Origin of the sequence: Agrobacterium sp. CFBP2214, from assembly GCF_030209895.1 — a bacterium.
GTDB classification, from domain to species: domain Bacteria; phylum Pseudomonadota; class Alphaproteobacteria; order Rhizobiales; family Rhizobiaceae; genus Agrobacterium; species Agrobacterium radiobacter.
Genome location: NZ_JARVRC010000029.1, coordinates 13,924 through 37,700, shown reverse-complemented (window position 1 = coordinate 37,700; position 23,777 = coordinate 13,924). Strand labels below are relative to the sequence as shown.

General features: G+C 58.5%; 22 protein-coding genes and 2 pseudogenes. 11 read left to right on the top strand and 13 right to left on the bottom strand.

Annotated features, from left to right (window positions below):
* Positions 1-18: 18 nt before the first annotated feature.
* The 11 genes from hglS to QRN60_RS26265 all read right to left on the bottom strand — a co-directional run bounded on the left by hglS (position 19) and on the right by QRN60_RS26265 (position 11,543).
* Positions 19-1,413, bottom strand: coding sequence for a 2-oxoadipate dioxygenase/decarboxylase HglS (gene hglS / locus QRN60_RS26315; protein ID WP_111791479.1), 1,395 nt, complete (start codon positions 1,411-1,413; stop codon positions 19-21).
* A 328-nt stretch (positions 1,414-1,741) separates the two neighbouring features.
* A complete protein-coding gene (locus tag QRN60_RS26310) occupies positions 1,742-2,494 on the bottom strand; it encodes an IS6 family transposase (protein WP_111785221.1) in 753 nt (250 codons plus the stop codon).
* A gap of 117 nt (positions 2,495-2,611) precedes the next feature.
* Positions 2,612-3,415: an amino acid ABC transporter ATP-binding protein gene (locus tag QRN60_RS26305; RefSeq protein ID WP_014857732.1), complete on the bottom strand. Its 804-nt coding sequence runs from the start codon at positions 3,413-3,415 to the stop codon at positions 2,612-2,614.
* 10 nt (positions 3,416-3,425) lie between these two features.
* Positions 3,426-4,073, bottom strand: coding sequence for an amino acid ABC transporter permease (locus QRN60_RS26300; protein WP_111785200.1), 648 nt, complete (start codon positions 4,071-4,073; stop codon positions 3,426-3,428).
* Positions 4,073-4,732, bottom strand: a complete 660-nt coding sequence (locus QRN60_RS26295; RefSeq protein WP_111785201.1) for an amino acid ABC transporter permease — start codon at positions 4,730-4,732, stop codon at positions 4,073-4,075. Before QRN60_RS26295 ends, QRN60_RS26300 begins: the two co-directional genes overlap by 1 nt.
* A 36-nt stretch (positions 4,733-4,768) precedes the next feature.
* Positions 4,769-5,617, bottom strand: a complete 849-nt coding sequence (locus QRN60_RS26290; RefSeq protein WP_236760352.1) for a transporter substrate-binding domain-containing protein — start codon at positions 5,615-5,617, stop codon at positions 4,769-4,771.
* 36 nt (positions 5,618-5,653) lie between these two features.
* Positions 5,654-6,664 (bottom strand): glutamate cyclase domain-containing protein, encoded by a 1,011-nt coding sequence (locus QRN60_RS26285; protein WP_129567477.1) that lies wholly within the window; start codon positions 6,662-6,664, stop codon positions 5,654-5,656.
* Positions 6,661-7,962, bottom strand: coding sequence for a PLP-dependent aminotransferase family protein (locus QRN60_RS26280; protein WP_111785204.1), 1,302 nt, complete (start codon positions 7,960-7,962; stop codon positions 6,661-6,663). The genes QRN60_RS26285 and QRN60_RS26280 overlap by 4 nt, the downstream gene beginning before the upstream one ends.
* Entirely contained in the window at positions 7,959-9,092 is a 1,134-nt protein-coding gene (locus QRN60_RS26275; RefSeq protein WP_111791807.1) for a glutamate cyclase domain-containing protein, read from the bottom strand. Before QRN60_RS26275 ends, QRN60_RS26280 begins: the two co-directional genes overlap by 4 nt.
* A gap of 23 nt (positions 9,093-9,115) precedes the next feature.
* Entirely contained in the window at positions 9,116-10,621 is a 1,506-nt protein-coding gene (locus QRN60_RS26270; RefSeq protein ID WP_111785206.1) for an aldehyde dehydrogenase family protein, read from the bottom strand.
* Between the two features lie 28 nt (positions 10,622-10,649).
* Complete coding sequence (locus tag QRN60_RS26265; protein WP_111785207.1) at positions 10,650-11,543, bottom strand: NAD(P)-dependent oxidoreductase; 894 nt, start codon at positions 11,541-11,543, stop codon at positions 10,650-10,652.
* Positions 11,544-11,743: 200 nt separating this feature from the next.
* Here QRN60_RS26265 and QRN60_RS26260 point away from each other — a divergent pair, with 200 nt between their 5' ends.
* Positions 11,744-12,664 (top strand): LysR family transcriptional regulator, encoded by a 921-nt coding sequence (locus QRN60_RS26260; RefSeq protein ID WP_111785222.1) that lies wholly within the window; start codon positions 11,744-11,746, stop codon positions 12,662-12,664.
* Positions 12,665-12,724: 60 nt separating this feature from the next.
* Here QRN60_RS26260 and QRN60_RS26255 read toward each other — a convergent pair.
* Positions 12,725-13,273, bottom strand: a pseudogene (locus tag QRN60_RS26255) (IS3 family transposase); the annotation flags it as partial.
* A 35-nt stretch (positions 13,274-13,308) separates the two neighbouring features.
* On the opposite strand from QRN60_RS26255, the pseudogene QRN60_RS26250 reads away from it, so the two are divergent.
* A pseudogene (locus QRN60_RS26250) lies at positions 13,309-13,585 on the top strand (FCD domain-containing protein); the annotation flags it as partial.
* 36 nt (positions 13,586-13,621) lie between these two features.
* On the opposite strand, the gene QRN60_RS26245 reads toward QRN60_RS26250, so the two are convergent.
* A complete protein-coding gene (locus QRN60_RS26245; RefSeq protein ID WP_111785208.1) occupies positions 13,622-14,497 on the bottom strand; it encodes a LysR substrate-binding domain-containing protein in 876 nt (291 codons plus the stop codon).
* 146 nt (positions 14,498-14,643) lie between these two features.
* On the opposite strand from QRN60_RS26245, the gene QRN60_RS26240 reads away from it, so the two are divergent.
* The 9 genes from QRN60_RS26240 (at position 14,644) to QRN60_RS26200 (ending at position 23,728) form a co-directional block, all read left to right on the top strand.
* Positions 14,644-15,405, top strand: a complete 762-nt coding sequence (locus tag QRN60_RS26240) for an SDR family NAD(P)-dependent oxidoreductase (RefSeq protein WP_111785209.1) — start codon at positions 14,644-14,646, stop codon at positions 15,403-15,405.
* A gap of 30 nt (positions 15,406-15,435) precedes the next feature.
* A complete protein-coding gene (locus QRN60_RS26235; protein ID WP_111785210.1) occupies positions 15,436-16,275 on the top strand; it encodes a transketolase in 840 nt (279 codons plus the stop codon).
* Positions 16,272-17,309 carry a transketolase family protein gene (locus QRN60_RS26230; RefSeq protein WP_111785211.1) on the top strand — a complete coding sequence of 346 codons (1,038 nt, stop codon included), beginning with the start codon at positions 16,272-16,274 and terminating at the stop codon, positions 17,307-17,309. Before QRN60_RS26235 ends, QRN60_RS26230 begins: the two co-directional genes overlap by 4 nt.
* Positions 17,310-17,380: 71 nt before the next feature.
* Positions 17,381-18,385 (top strand): TRAP transporter substrate-binding protein, encoded by a 1,005-nt coding sequence (locus tag QRN60_RS26225; protein ID WP_111785212.1) that lies wholly within the window; start codon positions 17,381-17,383, stop codon positions 18,383-18,385.
* Positions 18,386-18,412: 27 nt separating this feature from the next.
* Positions 18,413-18,943: a TRAP transporter small permease gene (locus tag QRN60_RS26220; protein ID WP_111785213.1), complete on the top strand. Its 531-nt coding sequence runs from the start codon at positions 18,413-18,415 to the stop codon at positions 18,941-18,943.
* Entirely contained in the window at positions 18,940-20,199 is a 1,260-nt protein-coding gene (locus QRN60_RS26215; protein WP_111785214.1) for a TRAP transporter large permease subunit, read from the top strand. The genes QRN60_RS26220 and QRN60_RS26215 overlap by 4 nt, the downstream gene beginning before the upstream one ends.
* A gap of 9 nt (positions 20,200-20,208) precedes the next feature.
* Entirely contained in the window at positions 20,209-21,699 is a 1,491-nt protein-coding gene (locus QRN60_RS26210) for a sugar ABC transporter ATP-binding protein (protein WP_111785215.1), read from the top strand.
* A complete protein-coding gene (locus QRN60_RS26205; RefSeq protein WP_111791809.1) occupies positions 21,696-22,709 on the top strand; it encodes an ABC transporter permease in 1,014 nt (337 codons plus the stop codon). The genes QRN60_RS26210 and QRN60_RS26205 overlap by 4 nt, the downstream gene beginning before the upstream one ends.
* 41 nt (positions 22,710-22,750) lie before the next feature.
* A complete protein-coding gene (locus tag QRN60_RS26200; RefSeq protein ID WP_111785223.1) occupies positions 22,751-23,728 on the top strand; it encodes a substrate-binding domain-containing protein in 978 nt (325 codons plus the stop codon).
* The last annotated feature ends 49 nt before the right edge of the window (positions 23,729-23,777 follow it).

The following is a 23,777-nucleotide window of genomic DNA, read 5'->3' as shown; positions in this document are numbered from 1 at the left end:
AATTGCCGGTGCGGCAGATCAGCCGGCCAGGAGACGGCTGGAAAACGTTGCAAGGCAGGCCTCGATGGAGGCCTTTTCAATGGTGGCGTAATGGTCGAACTCGTTGAGCACACTCGCCCCAAGATCGGCCTCGAAACGCGTCTGGTTGGGGCTTGCAACAAACTCATGCTGCGCGCCGTCACCGAGATTGGACTGGAATATACCCGCCGCACTTACCGGCAGAAAGTCCTCGTAGACAACAGGATCGAATCGAACGAAGCCGTCTGCAATGAGTGTTTCAAGATCGGGAACAGAGGCGAATTCGGCGCCGGTTGCCTTCGGGGTCAGCGAGTAGCTGAAATATCCCAGACCTTCTGTGCGGATTTGCGCCCAATTATCGGGGAATGCCCCGAATGTGCCGTCCAGGGCAGCTTCGTATTCACGAGCATTGGAGCCATCGGCAGCCGGGCGAACCAGCTTTCGCGTTTGATCAAGCAGCCGGTCGTAGAGGCCACGCCCCTTCGGGGTCAACGCGATGCCCCGCTGCTCTATCTCCCCAAAACGCGCCGTGTGCGAGCCGGTTTTCCATCCCCCCTCGCCATCGGGGAATAAAACGGCTTCTTCAAGCGCCTTGAACGAGGTCTGACGCAAGAGAATCGGACATTCACGGGTCGGCGGCCCCTCGACAACGGCCTTGGGCGCTATATCAAAAGCGGACATCAGCGCCTGCACCTTGTCGATATCCAGCGTGCGTGGCGTGAGGTGATTGATATGCGGGCCACGGAAGGAAACCACATCCGCAATCAGGCGGTGCGCATCATGGAGGCGGTGATACATATTCACATCGACATTGGCCTTGTCATGCCAACGAAATGTTTCCAGCACCTCCTGTACAAAACAATCGGCATCCTCTTTCGACAGGCCGCCATCCCGCTCCGCCTTCTCTACAAGGACGATAGCTCCAGGCGTGAATATCCGGCGTTGCGCCAGAATACGGGCGGCCTCGGTGCGCAAAGCCTCGTCGGGGATCAGATCGAGCCGCAGCAACGATGTGAAGACACGGAAAGGATTGCGCTTCAGCGCCTCGTCACCGACCGGCCGGAAAGCTGTCGAATGGACCGGCACACCCGCCGTCGAAAGATCGTAATATCCTACCGGAGACATGCCCATCACGGCGAAGACGCGGCGCATGGTGGCCAGTTCCTCCGCAGTACCGAGGCGAATGGCCCCATGGCGCTCCTCGGAAATGCGGTCGAGATTGTCGGTTGCCGAAAGGCGCTCCTTGAGATCAGGCTTTTGAGCCAGCGTCTCGTCATTGACGCGTGCCACGAGTGCCATCAGCGTGCCGTAGGCAGGAACCTCCTCACGGTACATTTCTGACATGGCGCTGGAAAACGCTGCACGGATCTCGCTGGTGGAAACATAGTTGGACATGCGGGTGCGGCCCTCTGAAATATTGCGACTTCATTCTTAAAACGCACTATAACAGGTGAATATGAGCCATTGTTGTGAGGAATTATGCTAAGTTGATGCCAAATTGGAATAGATATCCCTGGAGGCATGGTCCCGGATATCGTTATCGAAAACCGGGGCGGAACTACAATGAGGTGCGACCTTACCGATCGCTCGGCGACAAGCCGCCGCCAGCCTTCTTGCAACTTCCCATCTTTTTATGGCCGGGACGGCAGGTTGGAGTTCGCGGGAACCGGGCCTGTCGCAAACGGTTCAGTAGAGTGAGACTACGCTTCGATTCTCAGCATTTTCATGCTTTGTTAACCTTTTGAAGTCCGAAGAGGTACGCGAGCAGATCATTCTGATCGTTGACGTTCCAACTGCCGGAAAAGCCAAAGCCTTTCCGCAACCAGAGCATTGCTTCGAAGCCGGCGATCGTCCGGCGTGCCGTGTTGAAAGATTGGAATCCACCGATCTCCGGCATGTTCTTCCTCACTCTGAAATGGTCGCTTTCGATGCCTTGCTGGAGATGTTTGGTAACGTAGTGCACAGGGTCGGGATGCAGCAGGCCGTCATCGACGGCCGCTTTGATCGTTAAAGGAAAGGTATTGGCGCCGTCGGTGCCTAACTTGCCCGGCGAGAGCAGGGGCTCGTCCTTCAGCATCTTGCGGAAGAACCGCTTGGCGGCATCGAGGTCACGTTTTGCGGTCAAAAGGAAATCCACCGGGTTTCCATGCTTATCGATGGCGCGGTACAGGTAGCGCCACTTGCCGCGGATCTTGACGTAGGTTTCGTCAATGCGGACCGAACCACAATGCAATCGGAGAAACTGGCGCAGCCGTTTCTCGATCATCGGCGCGTAGGCAAGAACCCATCGGTTGATCGTGCTGTGATCCACTTCGAAGCCGCGCTCTCGGAACATCTCCTCCAAATCGCGATAGCTCAGCGGATAACGCAGGTACCAGGCAACAGCCTGAACAATGAGCCATGCCTCGAAATGCCGCCCCTTGAAGTCGTCCTTCGATTGGCGCTTCAATTTCTCCGTAATGGCATTCAGAATCATCGGTACGCTCCATAATTCGGGAGCGCGAATTTCTCCGCTGATGGTCAACAGGCCGTTAACTACGAAAATTTGCGACAGGCCCTGATTCTGCTCGGTGTTGATCGTGGAGACAAGCATTCACCCTTCATGAGAGAGGTGACGTGACAGAAAACCACGGAACCGATCCGTTTGGGGATTGGTCATGATCTCTTCTGGCGGACCTTGCTCGACCACAACGCCACCATCCATAAAGACAACCCGATCGGCGACCCCCCTCGCAAATCCCATTTCGTGGGTAACAACAATCATTGTCATGCCTTCTTCGGCCAACTCGCGCATGACTTTGAGTACTTCCCCGACGAGTTCGGGATCGAGCGCCGACGTGACCTCGTCGAAGAGCATGACGGATGGTTCCATCGCAAGCGCCCGGGCGATAGCTACGCGCTGCTGTTGACCACCCGAAAGTCGCCCGGGATAGGCGTCGGCCTTGTGTTCCATTCCGACCTTGGCAAGGAGCTTCATGGCGATGTCACGCGCCTTGCTGTTGTCCATGCCCTTCACCTTGACCGGACCCATCATTACGTTCTGAAGAACGGTACGATGGGGGAAAAGATTGTAGCTCTGGAACACCATGCCGACGTGTTGGCGAAGGCTGGCGTTGTCAACTTCGCTTACCGGCCTGCGCGTGCCGTTCACCATCTTGTAGCCGACCGGGCGGCCCTCAACGGTAATGGTCCCCTGGTCGAAGTTCTCAAGGAAATTCACACAACGCAACATTGTGGATTTTCCCGACCCGCTCGGCCCAAGGATGACGACGACTTCACCGCGCTTGACGGATATGTCGATGCCCTTCAGGACTTCGAGTGTCGAGTAGGATTTGCGGAGACCTCTGATAGCAACAATATCGTCGCTCTGAGAAATCGGGGCAGCAGCTTGGTTCATGTTGGTCTCCTTAACTGTCAAAGGCCAAACGTTTGTCGAGCGCGCGTGCAGCGAGCGAAAGCGGGTAGCAGATGATGAAATAGATGAGCATAACGCCGAGAAAGATCTGGAATGCAGCAAGAGTGCGCTCCACCACTTCGCGGGCAGCGAAGGACAGCTCCCACGCTCCTACAATGGATGCATAGGATGTCTGCTTGATTGCCATAAGTGAGATATTGAGGACTGGCGCGATAACCAGGCGCATTGCCTGCGGAATGACAATCTCCCGCATCATTTTGCCTTTGCGCATTCCAAGGCTTTTAGCAGCCTCTGTCTGTCCCGTCGGCACGCCGGCAATCGCCCCGCGCGTCGCTTCGGCAACAAAAGCACCCACATAAACGATCATGGAAATGGCGACCGCCGTATATGCATCCAGCCGCAAACCCAAAGCGGGAAAGCTGTAGAAACCGAGAAACATGATCACCAGAACCGGCACGCCACGGAACAGGAAAATGTAGGCAGTGATGATGGAACGGAGGATTGCTCCGCCAACAGATGCCAGGACGCCAATCCCGACGCCGAGCGCCGTGCCGCAGGAGACGACGATTGCTGACAGTATGACGGTGTATACCGCGCCTTGTAGCAGGTAAGGCAAATTCGATTGAAGGACAGGAAACATCAGCCATACCTCCGGGCCGCACACACTTCGATGATACGAAGGACCAGGCCGAGCGTGCTTGTGAGAATGAGGTAGAAGAACGCGACTGCAATGAAGGCTTCAAAGGACGCGCCCGATCGTTCGATCGTCATCTTACCGGTCAAGGTCAGATCCATGACGCCGATGGCCGATACAAGTGAGGTGTCTTTGACGAGGACGATGAGTTGGTTACCGAGCGCCGGCAGCACCTTGATAAACGCCTGCGGCAGAATGACGAGACGGATGACCGCGAATCTGCGCATGCCAATCGCGCTACCGGCTTCCCATTGCCTCTGGCTTAGGGATTGAATTCCGGAACGCAGGATCTCGGAAAGAAATGCCCCGTGCTGCGAGGCGATTGCGATTACACCGCAGACGATGCTGCTCCAGAAGAGGCCGAGAAGAGGCAGCCCGAAATAAAGCAGGTACATTTGCACCAGAAGCGGCGAATTGCGCATAACCTCGACATAGGCATCAACCAATCTGCTGGCCCATGTCCAGTGGGCGAGCCGGGGTATAATCAATACAATGGCCCAAATCAGTGCCGCAGGGGCGGCGAGAGCCGCTACCCCCGCAGTAATCAGGAACCCATCGGCAAACGCCGGAAGATATCTGGTGAAGAAAATTACGAACGCGTCCAATGGTGTTCCCCTTGTTATTTTGAAGCCAAAGACCGACTACTTCTGTGGCTGATTGAGATACCATTTGACGTTCAAGGGCTTCGTACCAAACCACTTTTCATAAATCTTGCTGTAGTCGGCAAAGAGGTATCCACCGGTCATTTCGCTGACCGTGAGATCTAGATACTGCCACAGGCGGAAGTCGCCGGGTTTCATGAAGATGCCAGTATTTACGACATCTGTCAGCCGCTCCTCGATGACGCGCATGTCGGGGTTCTGTTTGACATACCAGGCGGCGACCGGGCCATCCAACTGTGCCCCTTGCGTACGACCAAGCTTCACGGCATTGAATTGGGCCGCAATGCCGTCGAAGGTGGCGATCTGTGCACTCGGGAAGAGGCGTTTGGCGCGTTCCTCCTGGGTCGGCGTCGTCAGATTGGCAATCGTGACGTCCGACTTGTTGAAGTCGGCGAGCTTCTGAAACGGCGCGTCCTTGCGAACGATCATCACGACACCACCGTCGATGTAACTACGGGTGAAAGCGACCTTCTGAGCGCGATCAGCATAAATGCTCGTAGTCTGCGCGCCGAAGTCGATTGTGCCGTTCTGAGCATTCGGCCAGCGTTGGGCTGCACTCTGACGTACAAACTCGACCTTGGTTTCGTCGCCGAATGTCGCCTTAGCAATCAGCTTGGCTATGTCGATATCGAAGCCGACCAGTTCGCCCTTCTCATCGACAAATCCGAACGGGGGAGATTCGCTCGACACGCCAACGATCAGTTTTCCGCGGGACAGAAGCTCATCAAGCCGCGATGTTTCTTGGGCATGGGCTGCTCCCGCAACGACCATGGTTGCCAACGCGCCGGCGAAGACCGAACGCAGCTTAGAAAGAAATCCATATTTCATTTTCATTCCCCTTTTGGTTATATTGCGCCTGCACAATCAGCGCAGCGCGGGTCGAACGATCCCCTCGATAATCTCGGAAATCGCAAGATGGGTGAAAAGTGGTATACCATCGACATTTGCGTCGATCAGTCCGTCGACAGAGTTGATCAGGCCGATATCGACACCACGCTTGAGAAGAGTGGCTTCCATTTCTGGCTTGTGAAGGAGCCGGATGTCCTTCAACCGAGCGGCGAGCGCGCCGACGATAGCGTAGCAACCCCAATTTGAGACCGCCGCCGTGACGAGAATATCGGAGCCGGTCATGGCGCCGATCCCGGCGCCACCTTCCGGTCGCGCGTCACCAAAACGGACGTGCTTATGAACTGCTTCCTTGATCGCACCCATTCCGATTTCATTGCCGCCGTCGCCGACTGCCACGGTCAAAACGCCGCGCTTGTTGGCTTCATCGAACACATAATCGATGCGCGCGCGGTCCATGCCGTAGTCCACACCACGCATGCTGCAATAGATGCCGTCGGCATTGCGACCGACGCGTTCCGTCGAAAACAGCAGGACCGGCTTTAATTCGTCCAGAATGCGGCAAGCTTCGGCGGGGGCGTCCTCATCCTTGGTCGTAAATGGCAGAAGCGATACGACGGCGAGGCTCTTGTCGCGGGCGGCAATCTTAGCCTGTTCGACTGGAACGACGGTCAGGCCCGCCGTCGTCATGAGTTTGCCGATTGGCTCGATCAAGGTCGCCTCCGCGAGAACGATACACAGCGCCTTGCGGGAAAGGCTGATTGCGCGCACCACCGCCGCCAGACCAGCCGGACCGTCATTCTCGCCGATCTCTGGGGAGATCCAGGCGCGCGAAACCGAACCCGTTGTAACCAGTACGACATCCTCGTGGTTCAGCGCGGCAAGTTTATCGGCCGCTGCTCCCACCGGCGATGCTCCAAGCAATAGACGGGCAGCCGCAGAAAGATGCTCGACGCCGCGGCCGCCCAGGTCGAGATTGACCAGCCGGTCGAGCCGATCGTCCATGGCGGCGAAATTCGAAGTGGTCATGCTAAATCTCCTAGGATCAGCGTCTTCATTGCGTTTTTATCCGTGACGATGGCTGCAACCTTGGCAATGCACTCATCGACTGCATCGACGACGGCGCTCACGCCACCGACACTTGCAAGAGCATCAAGAGTCGGTTTCAGACGCAGCGAAACGCGCGCACCGGGCTGGCCATGCGTATTGACCGTCAAAATGCCGTGGTCTGCCAGAAGGAGCATGCCGAGTGCTGCGGTCGCCTCGCAGGGCACGACGCTGAGCGCACCGGCCGAGATCGACGCACGTTCGAGAATGATAGCGAGCACGGCGTCTTCATTGATCATGGGTCCAAGGTCGCTGCGCATGACAACGCCCCCGCCCATCGCTGCCTCAAGTGCGGCGGCAAGTTCCTGACCGGCCGCCGCCTCCTGTTTCAGATGACGAGGATCGAATTTTTGAAGAGAGCGAAGCACGGCCGCCGCGATTGGAGCACGAGCTTCCATACCATACTCGGCAGCTTTGGCGGCTGCCGCCATGACGAGACCGGAGCGGCCGACCAGCACGCCAGCGCGCGGCCCCGAAAGTCCGGCCTTATCGCAATTGGTGATCGCGATATCCGCACCGAGTGCAAGAGCTTTCTGCCCTCCGTGCAGCACAGGGCGAAGGCGAGCGCCGTAGGCTTCATCGAGAAAGACAATAGCTCCAGCTCTGTGGGCTTCCTCGACCACGGCTATCGTAAGAGCGTCATCGAGCCGAGCCAGCGCACTCGTAACGGTGGTTACGATAACCAGATAGCAATCCGCAATGTGAATGCGCCAATCTTTGTCTGAGGTAACTTCCTTCAGCCCGACCCTGGCGAGTGCACATCCACGTACGACCGACGCGTGAGATCGATCGCCGGCAGGTACGACCGAAAGAACCGGCTTTCCGCCGGCGAGTGCGGCGATCGTCGCTACGATCCCGGCGCTGGTGCGATTGAAGACGGCACATCCGTCGTCACTTCGTCCGCCAAGATGTTCGATGGCGACCGTGCGGAGCTCCTCGGCATAAAGACCAGGGCCAATCCATTCCTCGCAATTCGTGTTGAGGTCTTCCGGACGAACTGGAAAATCGCGCTGGTTTCCTGTGAAAACGCCGATCGATCGCGGTCCAAGTGCCTGGACGCGCTTTGCCGCGACGGTCTGTCCATGGCGAAGGCGTTTAGCCTCCTCGATACTGGATTTGATGATCGAGCCACGTGCGAAACCGACGACCGGATCGATCTCATTCCCGAAGGTATCCCGGCGAGCAGTCTGACTTTCGCTCTTTTGCGTGGATAGGCTCATAGGTGATAACCTCCTTTGGCCTGGGCATCATTGAGCACCGAAAAAATCGGCAGGTCCGCCTCGCTGGATGCTGTGACCGCGTTTTTGAGTTCGAATTTCGAAGTTGCAGAAATTGCGATGCTGCGCATCAGCTCGGCGACGCCTGAGTGACCACGCCAGTCGATACCATCCACAGCGAGAGCGGGCCGCGACGTTGCCCCGTCAAGCGCGCCCGCTGCAATGCAAGCGACAATGAATGCATGTTCCCGATCGCCACTGTGCGCGAGGTTCTCATCGTCGAGCGCTATCGCGAGAGCCCCGGAGACCGCATAGGCTCCCCAATTGGATACGGATGCACTGACGAGAACGTCGGTTTCGGTGATGGTGACCACACCCGTCTCGTCAGGCTGCGAGCGACCGCCGCGTGGCAAGAGGGCGGCGACCGCTTCACGAATTTTTCCGAACCCGATTTCGTTACCGCCGTCGCCGATTCCGACCGTCAGCACGTTTCGCTGTCTCGCCTCGTAGGCCAGGCGATAGACATCTGCGACGGTTCCCGGCGGGCGGCGATCGCCGCGAATGCCATGATAGTGGCCAGCTTCGTTCGGACCATCGCGCTCTACGAAAATGACGGCCGTCGGTTTCAGACGATCAAAAATATCGGTGGCGGCGGCTAGACCTTCTGCCTCGCCTTTCGGAAAAATGGCTGTGGTGATCGAGCCCTGCGACTGCGCAACGTCCTCGATGACTCGAACGCAGGCATCGACAGCGGGCATGTGCTCGTCCTGGGCGACAAGCGTAACATTCGCGCCAAATCCGAGCGCCAGGCTGCGCGCCAGCGCCACAGCACCGGGCGGACCGTCGGTCTCCCCGAGAGGCAGCTTCGGCGCAACGCCTGCGCCGGTCGCGACAATGACATCTGATCCTGGGCGTATCGCTGCAAGCAGCTTTCTTGCCGCGAGTGTCGAGGAAGGCTCGCCTTGTACCGCGCGACAGGCCAGATACGTCGGGACGACGATTCCAGCCGGAAGCCCGCCCGTTAGCGGGCGGACCTCTAGTGTCATAAGTCGATCGAAACGCTCGCCAAATACGCATAGGCGCTCGATATCGGCCGTCGTCAGCTTGCTATTGATGGAAAGCGTTTTGGGCATCGACTTGGCTCTTATCCGTAACTTCAGAGGTTGACCGTGACGCTTTTGCGGGCCGTATAGGCCTCAAGAGCACCTTCGATGGAGTATTCGGATCCAATACCGCTCTGCTTGATGCCGCCATAGGACATGCCGGGGATCTGGCCGCCGGCGCGGTTGATCTGGAGCCAACCGGCGTCGATCCGGCTCGCCGCATTGAGAGCCGTGGTTAGGTCATTGGCAAAGATATAGGCGGCAAGGCCATAGTGGGTGTTGTTTGCCCACTCGATAACCTCGACTTCACTCGTCCATGGAATGGCAACGAGAACAGGGCCGAACACCTCTTCCTGCACGATGCGCCAGTCGTTGGTGAGGCCTTTGAGGACGGTCGGCTTCGGGAAGAATCCGACGTTCCTGCCAGCCGCGGGCGGGACTTCACCGGTTACCACTTCGGCGCCCGAGTTAACCGCCTCGGAGATGAACTCCCGAACAGCGCTGTAGCGCTCCTCGTTGATGATCGCGCCGATGTCGGTCTCTTCGTCAAGGGCGTCGCCGATCTTCATTACGGCAAGCTTCTCGACGACCTTCTTCAAGACAGGCTCGAATACGTCCTGATGGACATAAAGACGTGAACCGGCAGTGCAGGACTGCCCCTGACGAGCAAACCGCATCGCATTAATGATGTTCGCTGCAAGGCCATCGATCCTGTCGTCGGTCGCGGCGTCCGGATAGACGATGGTTGGGCTCTTGCCCCCAAGCTCCAATGTGGCGCGAGCAATACGGTCGGCGGCGGCATGGGCGACCAGTTTACCGACCTCGACCGAACCCGTGAAAGAGATCTTTGCAACGTCCGGATGGCCGGATAGGGCAGCACCTGCTACTTCACCTACGCCGGTCACGACGTTGAAGACGCCGTTCGGGAACAGATCGGCTGCAAGCTCTGCGACTCGGATGACCGCAAGCGGCGCGTCTTCGGCAGGCTTCAGGACGAGCGTATTGCCAGTGCCGAGAGCCATGCCTATCTTGACGGCGGCGAGAACCAGCGGTGAATTCCACGGTATGATCGCACCGACGACGCCAAGCGGCTCGCGCGTCGTGTAGCTGAACAGACCCGGGCCAAGCGGAAGCGTTTCGCCCTTTTGTTCGGCGACCGTTCCGCCATAGTAACGCAGCACTTCAATGGAACTCATGACTTCCGGACGGCTCTGCGTACGCAGCGCGTTTCCGGTTTCTGCAGCGAGAATGCGAGCGATCTCTTCCGAATGCGCTGAGACACGATTGGCAAGCTCCGTCAGGAGCGCGCCGCGCGTACGCGATGCCAGACGCCGCCACGAGGGAAACGCTGCCTTCGCCGCGGCAACTGCAGCATCGACATCTTCTCTGTCCGCCACGCCGATCGTCGTAATGACGCTGCTGCGGCAGGGATTGATGATGTCGAGCATCGCGCCAGATACGGGCTTGACCCATGCTCCATTGATCAGTTGACCGGAAAGGCCAGCGGTTGGCAAAATGACTTCCGCCGTGTCATTCCGGACTTTAGCTGTCTGAGACATTGTTCGTTCCTTGGTTGAATGCGGGTGATCAGGCGCTTGCGGGCAGGCGCAGTTCGACTTTCAGAAGATTTTCGAAAACTTCTGCTACGCTCGTGGAATCCTTGCCTCCAAGGCCTTCGGCGCGTGCCATATTGTAGATTTGGCGGACCATCTGACCGAGCGGCATGGGGTAAGCCGAGAACTCCTCGAGGCACAGGGAGATGTCCTTGTGCATCAGATCGAGTGCGAAGTTTGCAGGCCGCTCTTCGGTGAAAAGCGTTTTTGGGAGGTAGTCGAGCATCTTGCTGCCCGCGAGTCCGCCGGACAGGACTTCCGTCAGAACAGATAGGTTCGCGCCGGATTTGACGCTGGCGGCAAGCACTTCGCCTAGGGCAACGGTATTGATTGCCGTCAGGAGGTTATGGGCGAGTTTGGTCAGTTGGCCAGAACCGACAGGGCCGCAATGCACAATGTGGCCGGCGATCGGGCCGAGGACCGGGCGGGCTGCATCGAGAACGTCTTGGCTTCCGCCAGCCATAACCAGAAGAGTCCCGGCGCTGGCGCCGGCGACACCGCCGCTGACCGGCGCGTCCATGAAGTGAACGCCCTTCGCTTCGCACTGTGCTGCAATGGCCTTGGTTGTCGATGCATCGACTGTGCTGAAGTCGATAACCGTAGCGCCCGCGGCCACTTTCTTGAGGATACCATTCTCGCCGGTAATGGCGTCGCGAAGAGTGGCAGGACTCGGCAGGCTGCTGAGAACAAACATGGCTGGCGCGGCGGCGGCACTCGGCGATGCCTCAACGACAGCGCCTTTTACAGCAAGCTCAGCGGTAGCTGCCGTGTTGGGATCAAAAACGTGGACCACATGACCTGCATCGAGTAGGCGAAGCGCCATTCTCGAACCCATCCGACCAACACCAATAAAAGCAACCGTAGTCATCTTGTACCTTCCTCGTGATGAGCCAATAGACTCTGTCCAAAAAAGGGGAGGCCAAGAAAGACGATCCGACAGCACGCGCGGTCGAGCGATCACTCTCTAATTGTTCCCTTTTTTTACGTATTGATCGCAGAAAATGAGTGAAAGAAAAGGCGACGCTTGATAACACTACATGTAAGAGAAACTTACGGACTGCGTTTATCATGCTCAATCTCTCACGGCTGCAACTTCTTCATGAGCTCTCGGTCCTTGGCACGATTTCGGCGGTTGCAAGATCCCTGAACCTGACGCGGCCCGCTGTCTCGCAGCAACTCTCTCTCCTTGAGAAGGAGCTTGGCCTCGTTCTGTTCGAGCGCTCCGCGAGAGGTGTACGCTGGACATCGGCCGGCGAGCGTTTGTTGGCCGGCATTGGCGGAATACTTCAGGCCGTGAACGAAGTAGAAGCGGATCTCGCGCGAACTGCACAAACGGTGACCGGCGACTTGCGTATCGCTGCCTTCGGTTCAGCAGCTGCAACTATCATCCCACAAGCGATTACCCAGCTGGCAAAACAGCACCGCTCGCTGGAGATCTTTTTCAACGAAATGGAGCCGGGTGACGGCCTCAAAGCGACTGCGACGAAGCAGGTCGACATCGCAATCGTAGACGATCTAACTGGGACGGAAAACTTCGCGCACCAGCTGGACTTCCAGCCCCTTTACATCGACCCCTTTAAAGCCGTTGTTTCAGTCGATCACAGATTAGCGGGCACTGGACGAAAGTCGGTCGAACTATGGGAACTTGCCCAGGAAAAATGGGCCCTGAACCAATCAGCCATTGGCTATCAGACGTTCATCGTGAACGCGTGCCATGCGGAGGGATATACGCCACAAATCATGTCGAGCTGCCGCAACATTGCAGCGACATTGGAGTTTGTGCGAACCGGAAGCTTCGTTACCGTTCTTCCAGGTCTTGCGACGCACAATATACTGCTCGATCCCGATTTTCGGTGCCTGGACCTACGCCCTGTAACACAGCGGCGACTTTTTTCGGCATTCGCAAAGGGAAGCAAAGCTCGGCCCGCCATTTCTGCTGCATTGGAAGCGTTCGAACACGCATGTTCGATATTCATCGATCATCGATGATCGCCAACCAGACAGGAGAAGCTCGCACGGCTCGGTTTGTCTGAACAGTTTCGGGCGGGTGTGACCTGGCCCTGGTTTGGAGGCGTTAGGGCGACGGTATATTGTCTCGATGCCCACCTTGTTTATCAGTGTGGCGACGTGCCGCCGCCCAGTTTCCAGGCCTTCTCCTCTCAAGAGTCCTTGCAAGATACGACTTCCGGCAAAAGGGTAGTCGAGATGTAGTTCGTCGATCCCCGAGCGAATGCGACGCATTCGTCCGCCGCCGCCTCAGAGCCAGATCGCTGTGCCACACTGAACGTGGAGAATAGTAGACGGCTGCCACGGCTGAAGCCGAGAAGCTTCACCTGGCGCACGACGGATAGCCTATGATCGCGGTCGATCATTTGTTGTCCCGCATCAATCCGCCTTGCCCAGCGCACCGGATAAAAAATCGTTCTCCAGCGTCAGTGCGCCGATTTTGGCGTGCAGCGTTTTCACATCGACGGTTGGACGCGCCGGTTCCGCCTTCGCTTCATCACCGAATACGCCTGTCGCCCCCTCAAGGAGCGGTCGTCTTGTATGGTCTCTCCTGTTCCCGGCATCTAAGCCGAAGTCAGGCAGAAATTCTACCTATCCTAGCTGTGCAGATTTCCCGAGCCAGCTCTTACTACGACAACGAGGAATTCCATAAGGCGATCTATGCGGCCAGCCGAAGCGAGTTTCTCGAGGAACAATGCCTGTAACTGCACCGGCGCCTGCGCGCCCTACCGCCGCCTGCAATTGCGCATGCGCAATCGGTTGTCGACGTCTTTCTCGGAACATTGCGCCATCGTTGATGCGATCTTTGCTGGAAACGGAGAGGACGCCCGCCGCCTGCTGCGGGGACATGTCGGCATTCAGGGCGAGCGGTTCAGCGATCTCGTTGCAAGCATGGCGGCCAGACCATCCCGGCAACGCCGAACGCACGGGTATTGTCGCTTAGCAACGCTGGTCGGTCAGCCAGTCGGCAAAAATGCGTGCCAGTCGCCTCTGGCTGCCCGATTTCGGATAGGCGATATAATGCCCGATATATCGGTTGTCCCGGAATTTCCCGGCAAACGCTTTGACCAACCTGCCGCTCTCGAGCTCTCTCCGGGCGAGAACATTGGATTCCAGCGTTATCCCAAGGCCGTTGGCTGCCGCGTCTATCGCCAGGAAACTTCTGTCGAAACTAATCGACGGAGCGGGGGGAGGGCCAAGGTCATTGATTTCGAACCAGTCGATCCACTGAATCCGTTTTAGATCGCTCCGGATGAGAGGCAGGCGGAAGAGGTCCCTCGGGGATTTAATCTGTACCGCCATCTCCGGCGAGCAAAGCGGGGCTATGATTTCCTCAGACAGTGGAATGACGATGAGGTCTTCGCGGTTGAGGGGCTCTCCGTAAACGACATCGGCATCGAACAGACCGTCGACAAAACGGGCATAACTTGTGCTGGCCGCCACTCTGACCTCCACGCCCGGGTTCTCCTTCAGAAACTGCGGCAATCGCGGCGAAAGAACCTGCGCAGCAAAGCTTGGGGCACAATGGAGACGCAGCAACTGCGCTTTATTCGATGAAATTTTCTCAACACCTCTGCGCAGTTCCTCGAAGGCATTCGAGGCATGCGTCAAGAGCGTCTGGCCGGCAAATGTCAGCTTGACACTGCGCGTGCTGCGTTCGAACAGCGCGACACCCATGTCTCTCTCCAGCCTGAAAATCGCGTGACTTATGGCACTTGGCGACAGATTCAGCTCCTCGGCAGCGGACCGGAATGTTCCGAGCCGTGCGGCGGATTCGAAAATACGCATGGCGGATAGTGATGTCATGTGCAGCATCGGATTAGTGAATCACAGTCACCTACCGATGTAAACTTGGCGTTTGTCGAACATGCCCCTTTCAGCCACAAATTCCAGCAGCAGCCTTGATCCGCTGCCGGAACATCAACCAGATGCTTTGAGAAAGGCATTGGGAGGAGACATAGATGCTACTGAAGGGGAAGACCGCGGTCATTTCGGGCGCGGCGAGCAAACGCGGCATTGGCCGTGCGACTGCAGAACTGTTTGCAGAACATGGAGCGCGTCTCGCCATACTGGATCTTGATGGTGAATCCGCGAAGGAAGCGGCCCAGACTTTGCCGGTGAATGGCCAGGGTAGCCACATCGGCCTTCGCTGCGACGTTTCGAACAAGGCTGAATGCGATTCGGCCGCCCAAGCTGTAGTATCGGCATTCGGCAAGGTTGACGTGCTGATCAACAATGCGGGCATCACCCAGCCCGTCAAGACGCTCGACATCACAGAGGCCGACTGGCATCGCATTGTTGACGTCAACATGACTGGCATCCTGTTTCTCAGCCAAGCCTTCATTCCCAATATGCGCGACAATGGCGGCGGTTCCATCGCCTGCATTTCGTCCGTTTCCGCACAACGTGGCGGCGGCATCTTTGGTGGGGCCCATTATTCCGCAGCCAAGGCAGGCGTGCTCGGGCTCGCAAAAGCCATGGCGCGCGAGTTCGGGCCGGTCGGCATCCGCGTGAACTCCGTCACACCCGGCCTGATCCAGACCGACATCACCGGCGGAAAGCTGACGGACGAAATGCGCGCCGACATCATCAAGGGCATTCCCTTGAGCCGGCTCGGCGACGCACGCGACGTCGCGAATATCTACCTGTTTCTCGCATCCGATCTCTCGGCCTATGTCACGGGCGCGGTGATCGACGTCAATGGCGGCATGCTGATCCACTGATCCGGCTCAGGCTCGCCACAGGAGAATTCAATGACCCAGATCGGTCACAATGTAAGCCTGCCGGAGCGGGCAAGACGCATCCGGCACCACGCCTTGCGGATGGGCGAAGTTCAGGGCCAGGGTTATATCGCCCAGGCGCTCGGGATCGCGGATGTTCTGGCTGTATCCTATTTCCATGCGACGAATTACCGCCCGGACGATCCCGAATGGGAAGAACGAGACCGCTTTCTGCTGTCGATCGGCCACTATGCGATCGCTCTGTACGCTGCTCTGATCGAGGCAAAAATCGTGCCCGAGGACGAACTGGAAACCTATGGCACAGATGATAGCCGGCTGCCCATGTCTGGAATGGCGGCCTATACGCCAGGCATGGAAATCACCGGCGGTTCGCTTGGCCATGGGCTCGGAATTGCTGTCGGCATGTGCCTTGGCCTGAAGCGCAAGAATTCCAGATCCTTCGTCTACAACCTGTTCTCCGACGGTGAACTCGATGAGGGATCGACTTGGGAAGCAGCGATGTCGGCCGGCTCGTACAAACTGGACAACCTGATCGCAATCGTCGATGTCAACCAGATGCAGGCCGATGGCCCTTCCCTTGGCGTCATGAACTTCGAGCCGCTCGGTGCAAAGTTCGAGGCGTTCGGCTGGTTCACGCAGCGGGTCGATGGCAACGACATCGAAGCCGTGGTCCGTGCATTCGATGCCGCGCGCAACCATGTCGAGGCACAGCCCCGCATGATCATCTGCGATACCAGGATGGCGAAGGGCGTGCCGTTCCTCGAAGCAAGGGAACGCAACCATTTCTTGCGAGTGGAACCGGAGGAATGGGTCGAAGCCCTCAGGATCATTGATGCGGGAGTGACAGCATGAGGCGCTCGAAGTACATTCGTCCGGATTTCCTGACTCTGGGCGAAAATCGCCCCCGGTTGACGACGTCGGCGATGATCGCGTCGATTGCCGGGGCCGACCAGTCGACTAGACCTGCTCCGTTTGGCCACACGCTGGCGACACTGGCGGAGAAGAACGAGCGCATCGTCGGCATGTCCGCGGATCTTGCGAAATACACGGATCTGCACGTCTTCAGGGCCGCCCATCCGGATCGCTTCTATCAGATGGGCATGGCCGAACAGTTACTGATGATGGCGGCAGCGGGAATGGCACGCGAAGGTTTCCAGCCTTGGGTGACTACCTATGCCGTCTTCGCGTCACGCCGGGCTTACGATTTTATATGCCTGGCGATCGCCGAGGAAATGCTTGACGTCAAGATCGTCTGTGCATTGCCGGGCCTGACAACGGGCTATGGCCCAAGCCATCAGGCAACCGAAGACTTGGCCATGTTCCGCGGCATGCCGAACCTGACGATTATCGATCCCTGCGACGCCCTGGAAATCGAGCAGGCGGTGCCTGCGATCGCCGCCCACAAGGGGCCCGTTTACATGCGCCTTCTGCGCGGCAACGTGCCGTTGGTCCTCGACGAATATGGCTACACGTTCGAACTGGGCAAGGCAAAACTCCTTCGCGGCGGTCGTGACACACTCGTGATTTCGACTGGTCTCATGACGATGCGTGCGCTGGAGGCCGCAAAAGAGCTTCAAAAGGACGGGGTCGACGTGGCCGTCCTGCATGTCCCTACAATCAAGCCGCTCGACGAGCAGACCATTCTTGCCGAATGCCGCAAGCAAAACCGGCTCGTCGTGGTCGCGGAGAATCACACGGTCATCGGCGGGCTTGGCGAAGCCGTCGCGGCAGCCCTGATGCGCTCGGACGTTCGGCCTACCGGCTTCCGGCAAATCGGTCTGCCTGACGAATTTCTCGACGCCGGTGCCCTGCCGACGCTTCATCACCGTTACGGCCTTTCCACAAATAGCATTGCAACGTCGATCCGGCGATGGCTGGGCACATGACAAACATATCCGGTCCTGAAGGGAGGAGCCGTCAGGGCCGGGTTTCATGAAAGTAAATTCGGGAGGAGACTATGAACTTGCCTATTGATAGACGCGCATTCCTGGCAACTGCGGCAATAGCAATTGCCGCACCGGCAATCCTTGCAACCGTGCGACCCGCGAGGGCAGCCACGACACTCACCCTCGGTCACGGAGCAGCGCCGGGGAACCCCCGAACGGTTGCCGCCGCGAAGTTCGCCGAACTTGTCTCCGAAAAGACATCCGGCCGGGTGACAATCAACGTCGCAGGTGCGGAAACGCTCGGCAGCGATGCCGCCATGCTGACCAGCCTGCGGACAGGTGCCCTCGACTTTACGGCAAACAGTCAAGGCGCGACATCCGCCCTTGTGCCCGAATTGGCTGCCCTCGGATTGCCCTTTCTGTTCGAAAATGCAGAAAAGGCCATTGCACTGCTCTCAGGGCCCGTCGGGTCGGAGTTCAATGCGCGTTTTGACGCCGTCGGCGTTGTGCCGCTTGATTGGTGGGACAATGGCGTCCGCCATCTGACCAATTCCAAGCGCAAGGTGGCAATCCCGGAAGACGTTGCCGGCCTGAAGATTAGAACGCCCGCCGACCCGATGACGATCGATATCTTCCAGGCTCTGAGTGCGAGCACCGAGCAGATTGCGTTTGGAGAGCTTTATATCGCCCTTCAACAAGGCGTGGTCGATGGCCAGGAAAATCCGCTCGCCAATGTCGAGAGTTCAAAGCTCTACGAGGTGAACAAGTACATCAGCCTCACTGCGCACAAATGGGAATCGACACCCTTCCTGATGTCGAAAATCGCCCAAGGGCGCGTCGGCAGCGATATGGAGGCTATCCAAACGGCAGCCAGGGAGGCGGGCGAACTCCAGCGTCGCCTGTCGACGCAGAAAGCCGCCGAGGTGCTTGCAAGCTTCAAGGGCAATGCTGCGATCGAGGTGAGCGATGTTGATCGCGCCGCCTTCATTAAGGCCACTGCGCCGGTCTATGACCTTTGGAAGGCCAAGCCATTCGGAGACTTCGTCAGCCAGATCGAAGCTGCAGCGAGGGCTTAAGGCTCTCGCACTCACCCGGAGGCTATCATGGACATGCTGCAAAACCTCGTAGAGGCAGTAGCGCGGCTCGTCGTGCAGGGTTCACGTGTTGTTACAATCGTCACTGGTATCGCCCTGACGCTGGTGACAACGGCAAACGTCGTCGCGCGCTACACGCTGAAAAGTGGCGGTTTCTCGTTCGCGCAGGAACTGCCAATGCTGATCTTTCCGTGGTTCATCCTCGCGGGAATCGTGCTGGCGGCCCATGCCGGAGGCCATATGGCGGTCGAATGGCTGTACGACAAACTGGAGGGACGATCTCGTTTCATAGCCTTCAGCGTCGTCAATGTTATCAGCGTAGCGACGTTTCTGGTGCTGGCCTACCAGGCGGGTGTCGTCGCCGAGATTGCAGGGATCGAGCGCAGCTCGGTTCTGCAGCTGCCCAACAGCATCGGCTACTACTCCCTGGCCATAGGAGCCCTCTTCGTCTCCATCGTTACGGTCGCGGCGACTCTTCGCGTCCTGCGCCTGGGCTGGGATCGTCGGGTCCAAATGAGTGCTGAGGAGGTGTCGCTATGACCCTGATCATGATCGTTTCGTTCTGTATTCTAATGGTGATGGCCGTGCCAGTCGGTTACGCCCTGATCATCGCGGCCGGTGCTGCCGTCCTCTTCAATGGTTACGTGCCACTGTCAGTCGTCGCCCAGCAGGTTTATGATCAAACCCAGTCCTTCCCGATGCTCGCCTTGCCGTTCTTCATGCTCGCAGGCACGCTCATGCTTGGCGGCGAACTCGGACGGCAACTGCTGGAACTCGCCTCAAGAGCGATGCAACGCTGGCGCGGCGGACCTTTGTCGACAACCGTCGTCTCTTCGGTGGTCTTCGGAGGCGTCTCCGGCTCGGCGGTGGCGAATGCCAGTGCGCTCGGTTCCGTCCTCATTCCATGGCAGAAAAAGCACGGCTATCCACCGGCACTCTGTGCTGCAAACAACGCGACGTCCTCTGTCATCGATGTGCTCATTCCGCCATCGATCCCGATGATCCTCTTTTCACTAGTGAGCGGAGTGAGTGTCGGCAATCTCTTCATAGCAGGGATTCTGCCTGGTCTGCTGATGGCTGTTGGCTTCATCTTCGTCTGCTGGTTCATTGCGGTGCGCCGCGGCTACGAGACCAGCGCCGAAGCCATACGTAAACGCGATCTGGGATTGTTGTTTCTCACAAGTTTCCCGGCCATTCTTCTTCCGATCCTGATTATTCTCTTCCTGCGGTTCGGACTGGCGACGCCTACCGAGGTTGCAGTGCTGTCGGTGGTCTACTCCTTGCTGCTGAGCCTGCTATTTTACCGGGACCTGACCTGGAAACGCTTCTGCGACAACGTCGTCGAGGCGGGCACGGGCACGGGAATCGTCATGCTGGTCATCATGGGCAGTGCTGCTGTCGGCTGGGTGCTGACATTCGACCAAGCTCCGCAACAGATGGCGGCTTGGGTGTCCAGCAACATTTCGAACCCCATCATGATCATCCTGATGATGAACCTGATCATGTTGGTGGTCGGCATGCCTCTCGATATGCCGCCGGCAATCCTTCTTCTCGGCCCGATCTTCGTGCCACTGGCGGATTCCATCGGTCTCGATCGCGTGCAACTGGGCCTGATGATGGTGGTCAACCTCGGCATCGGCCTCTACACGCCGCCGATCGGGACAACCTTGTTTATCTCGTCGTCGATCGCAAAGGCCCCGTTGGGCGAAACAACCCGTGAGCTCTGGCCCTTTTTCACCATGGCCATGCTCGTGCTGTTCTGCGTGAGCTTCATCCCAGCACTGACCATCTATTGAGGGCAAGACATGGGCGCGACACGTCAAATCGTCCTTTCAGTCAGCGGACTAACTAAGGCCTATGGCGCAACATCTGTCCTGAAGGGGGTGGATTTCTCCGTCGATCGCGGTGAGGTGCATGCCCTGCTGGGGGGCAATGGCGCGGGCAAATCGACGATGATCCGGATCATCACCGGGTCAGCTGCAAAAGATGCCGGCGACATCGTGTTTCGTGGCCCCTCGGGAGAGCTTCGAACAGAAACCGAAGGCCGAAGGAAGATTGCCGTCGTGCATCAGGAGCTGGCCCTTTTGCCGCATCTGAGCGTCGCCGAAAACATCGCCCTTCCCTACTTCGTCCATGGCGCCGCCCTGTTCAACAGAAAGCGTGCGGCCCGGCAGGCCTACGATGCCCTCGCGATGATCGACCGTGAGTTTGCGGGAACGTCTCTCCAGCGGCTCGTCGGCGATCTGAGCCTGCACGAGGGACAGATGGTCGAGATTGCCCGCGCGCTCGCCTCGGGCGCCGAGCTTATCCTGCTGGACGAGCCGACGGCCAATCTGACCGCCCAGGAAACGGAACGGCTTTTCATGGTGGTGCGACGGCTTACCCGGGAGGGCGGGCTGTCGGTCGTCTTCGTCTCCCACCGCATGAAGGAAATCCGCGAGATAGCCAATGTCTGCACCATCATCCGTGATGGACGCACCGTCGTCGATCGCGCCGCGACCACCAGCCTGACGGATGCGGATATAATCGAGAAGATGGGTCAGGCGGCGACCTCCCATACGCCGGAGCGCAAGGCCCCGACGCGACGCGCCTTTAACGGCGACGCATTGACCATACGGGAAAGCGATTTCAGTCTCGATCTCAAGCCGGGGACCATTCTCGGTGTCGCCGGTGCGCCGACAGGCCCTTCGACGCTCATCGCAACGCTGGTCGGGGCGGCGCGGTCCAGACGCTGGACGGTATCCCATGCGTCCTGGCCGGGCAGTTTCAGTTCTCCGCGTCAGGCCGCCAGGCTCGGCTCCGGCTTCATCACCGGCGATCGTTCCCACAAGGGAATCCTGCACAGCCTGCCCATTGTCGACAATGTCCTTGCGTCCCGGCGTGTCGTCCGCGGCAGCATGCTGACCGGTGCGCATGAACGGACGGAATGTCTCGACCTGATGCAGGCACTCAAGGTGAAAGCCGCCTCGATCTGGAATCTCCCCAGCACGCTTAGCGGTGGCACGCAGCAGAAGCTGCTGCTTGCCCGCTGGCTGGGACTGCCCTCCAGGCTGCTCGTCCTGGAAGAGCCCACCCGCGGCGTCGATATCGGTACCAAGCGGGAAATCTATCAGCTTATCCGGCAGATGGCGGCGAGCGGGACCGTCATCGTCTGGTGGTCGACCGAGAATGCCGAACTGCTCGAGGTCTGCGACCGCGTCATGGCATTCGATTCGCAAGGCCGCTGCGCCGGGGTGATCGAGAATGAAGACCTGAGCGAGGACAGGCTCGCGGAACTCACGGGAATGGCAGCATGACAGAGAATACGACCCAGGCGTCGGCGGACCCAAAACAGACGGCATTTCAGATTCGACACAGGGAAAGCATCATCGGATCCTACCGGACCGAGATCGCAATCGCGATTGCCATCATCGTTCTGGCGCTCGCCGTTGGATCGCAGGTTCCCCAGGCTTTGAGCTGGGGCAATTTTGCCAATATCACCCAGGCGGGCGCGCCGCTGATCATCATGTCGCTCGGGGTTCTCCTCGTGGTTATCACCGGCGGCATCGACCTTTCGGTCGGGTCGGTCTTCTCGTTGACGGGCATGGTCACAGCCCAGGCGATGGCCTACGGTTTCGACGGCTTGGAGGCAAGTTTAATCGGACTGTCCGTTGGGCTTGTGTTCGGTTCGATCAACGGATTTCTCGTCACCATCGCCGGGCTTGCCCCCTTCGTCGTCACGCTCATCACCTTCGCTGTCGCGGGCTCCCTCGCCTTCATCGTCACCAATGGCCGCTCCATGCCCATCGGCGATCCCGACTTCTGGCTTCTGAACAGCGGCAGCCTCGTTCCCGGCATGCCCAACTACATTATGTTCTGCATCGTGCTACTGGTGGTGATCGAGCTTTTTCTGAAGAAGATCGTGGCCGGACGCTGGTTCTATGCCGTTGGTAGTAGTGCGGCGGCGGCCCATCTGCTCGGCATCCCCGTGAAGCGCACGACATTCTTTGCCTACGTCGCCTCGTCGCTTCTCGCCTCGTTTTCCGGGCTACTGACGATTTCCTACATTCTGAACGCAGAATCGACAGCAGGCTCCAGCCTTATGCTGCAGGGGATCGCCGCGGTCGTGATCGGCGGGGCAAGTCTTCTCGGTGGAACAGGCACGGCGGTCGGCGCGGTGCTTGGCGCCCTGATGATCACGGTCATTCAGAACGGCGTCAATCTGATCGGCATCAACAGCTTCTGGCAGGGCTCGGTCACCGGCGTGGCGATCCTGATCGCCGTCCTGATCGATCGTTTCAGCAAATCCCGGCGGGGAGCCGGATGAAGAAAGGCCGGTACAGTGCTGGCATCGTGGAGGAGGAAGAAATGAAAAACAGTCTGCATAGACATGCCACGCTGGCGACGGTTGTTGTCGCGATGGCACTTGGCGCGGGCGTGGCGCACGCGCAGGAGAAAAAGACGGTCGCCTATCTCGCGCCGTCGCTCGACATCTCCTACTGGCAGTGGGTTGGCTACGGCGTCAAGCAGAAGGCAGAGGAACTCGGCATGGACTATGTCGAGCTCACGTCCGAAAACTCGCCGGCCAAGCAGATGGACAATGCCCGCACGGCCGTGACGAAAGGTGTCGATGCGATCGTGATCGGGCCGGTCAGCTCGACCAGCACGCCACCGCTGCTGGCATACCTGAAATCTCAGAATATCCCGATCGCCTTTGCCGGCATCGGTCCGCAGCCGGGACAGACCGACTACACATCTTCGGTTACCGCCAACAATTACGAGACGGGCAAGGCGCAAGGCAGCTTCGTCTGCAAGCTCGCAAAGGAGCGCGGCGGCAACCAGGTGGGCATGCTATCCCTGCCCCAGGATCGTGAGAACGCCCAGAAATACCTCAAGGGAGCCGAGGAAGCCTTCAAGGCGGATGGCTGCGATCTCGCGCAGATGCTGGAGACACGCGGCCTGACGATCAACGAGGCGGTCACCCAGGCAAACGACATGCTGACCGCCCATCCCGATATTAAGGCCATTTATGGCATGTATGACGAGGCGGGTACCGGGGCGGCCAAGGTTCTGGAGACGCGCGGGCTGACCGGTAAGGTGGGCATCGCCGTCGCCGACGGCAGCCCGACCACCATCGGATTGCTGAAAGCAAACGCCATCCAGGGCATTTTCTTCCAGGAAGCCGTCGGCCAGGGTATCGACGGAACGCAACAGGTCTACAATGCGCTGACGGGTGCAGCCGTCGAGAAGGATCTGGCACTGGTCATGCCGCTGGTCACCGCCGACAAGGTTGATTCACCGGAGGCCAAGGCCGTCATCGCGCGCGTTTTCCCGCCAGCCAACTGATAGTCGACGGGGGTGTCCGTGCTGAAACGGGCACCCCGATTGTCCACCC

What these genes read in the sequence shown, in the direction of transcription:
- QRN60_RS26245 (WP_111785208.1), bottom strand. Translation starts at nt 14,497, where the DNA reads ATGCTGCACATGACATCACTATCCGCCATGCGTATTTTCGAATCCGCC.
- hglS (WP_111791479.1), bottom strand. Translation starts at nt 1,413, where the DNA reads ATGTCCAACTATGTTTCCACCAGCGAGATCCGTGCAGCGTTTTCCAGC.
- QRN60_RS26310 (WP_111785221.1), bottom strand. Translation starts at nt 2,494, where the DNA reads ATGATTCTGAATGCCATTACGGAGAAATTGAAGCGCCAATCGAAGGAC.
- QRN60_RS26280 (WP_111785204.1), bottom strand. Translation starts at nt 7,962, where the DNA reads ATGAGCCTATCCACGCAAAAGAGCGAAAGTCAGACTGCTCGCCGGGAT.
- QRN60_RS26235 (WP_111785210.1), top strand. Translation starts at nt 15,436, where the DNA reads ATGACCCAGATCGGTCACAATGTAAGCCTGCCGGAGCGGGCAAGACGC.
- QRN60_RS26290 (WP_236760352.1), bottom strand. Translation starts at nt 5,617, where the DNA reads ATGAAATATGGATTTCTTTCTAAGCTGCGTTCGGTCTTCGCCGGCGCG.
- QRN60_RS26260 (WP_111785222.1), top strand. Translation starts at nt 11,744, where the DNA reads ATGCTCAATCTCTCACGGCTGCAACTTCTTCATGAGCTCTCGGTCCTT.
- QRN60_RS26275 (WP_111791807.1), bottom strand. Translation starts at nt 9,092, where the DNA reads ATGCCCAAAACGCTTTCCATCAATAGCAAGCTGACGACGGCCGATATC.
- QRN60_RS26220 (WP_111785213.1), top strand. Translation starts at nt 18,413, where the DNA reads ATGGACATGCTGCAAAACCTCGTAGAGGCAGTAGCGCGGCTCGTCGTG.
- QRN60_RS26285 (WP_129567477.1), bottom strand. Translation starts at nt 6,664, where the DNA reads ATGACCACTTCGAATTTCGCCGCCATGGACGATCGGCTCGACCGGCTG.
- QRN60_RS26265 (WP_111785207.1), bottom strand. Translation starts at nt 11,543, where the DNA reads ATGACTACGGTTGCTTTTATTGGTGTTGGTCGGATGGGTTCGAGAATG.
- QRN60_RS26300 (WP_111785200.1), bottom strand. Translation starts at nt 4,073, where the DNA reads ATGTTTCCTGTCCTTCAATCGAATTTGCCTTACCTGCTACAAGGCGCG.
- QRN60_RS26225 (WP_111785212.1), top strand. Translation starts at nt 17,381, where the DNA reads ATGAACTTGCCTATTGATAGACGCGCATTCCTGGCAACTGCGGCAATA.
- QRN60_RS26270 (WP_111785206.1), bottom strand. Translation starts at nt 10,621, where the DNA reads ATGTCTCAGACAGCTAAAGTCCGGAATGACACGGCGGAAGTCATTTTG.
- QRN60_RS26205 (WP_111791809.1), top strand. Translation starts at nt 21,696, where the DNA reads ATGACAGAGAATACGACCCAGGCGTCGGCGGACCCAAAACAGACGGCA.
- QRN60_RS26240 (WP_111785209.1), top strand. Translation starts at nt 14,644, where the DNA reads ATGCTACTGAAGGGGAAGACCGCGGTCATTTCGGGCGCGGCGAGCAAA.
- QRN60_RS26230 (WP_111785211.1), top strand. Translation starts at nt 16,272, where the DNA reads ATGAGGCGCTCGAAGTACATTCGTCCGGATTTCCTGACTCTGGGCGAA.
- QRN60_RS26215 (WP_111785214.1), top strand. Translation starts at nt 18,940, where the DNA reads ATGACCCTGATCATGATCGTTTCGTTCTGTATTCTAATGGTGATGGCC.
- QRN60_RS26305 (WP_014857732.1), bottom strand. Translation starts at nt 3,415, where the DNA reads ATGAACCAAGCTGCTGCCCCGATTTCTCAGAGCGACGATATTGTTGCT.
- QRN60_RS26210 (WP_111785215.1), top strand. Translation starts at nt 20,209, where the DNA reads ATGGGCGCGACACGTCAAATCGTCCTTTCAGTCAGCGGACTAACTAAG.
- QRN60_RS26200 (WP_111785223.1), top strand. Translation starts at nt 22,751, where the DNA reads ATGAAAAACAGTCTGCATAGACATGCCACGCTGGCGACGGTTGTTGTC.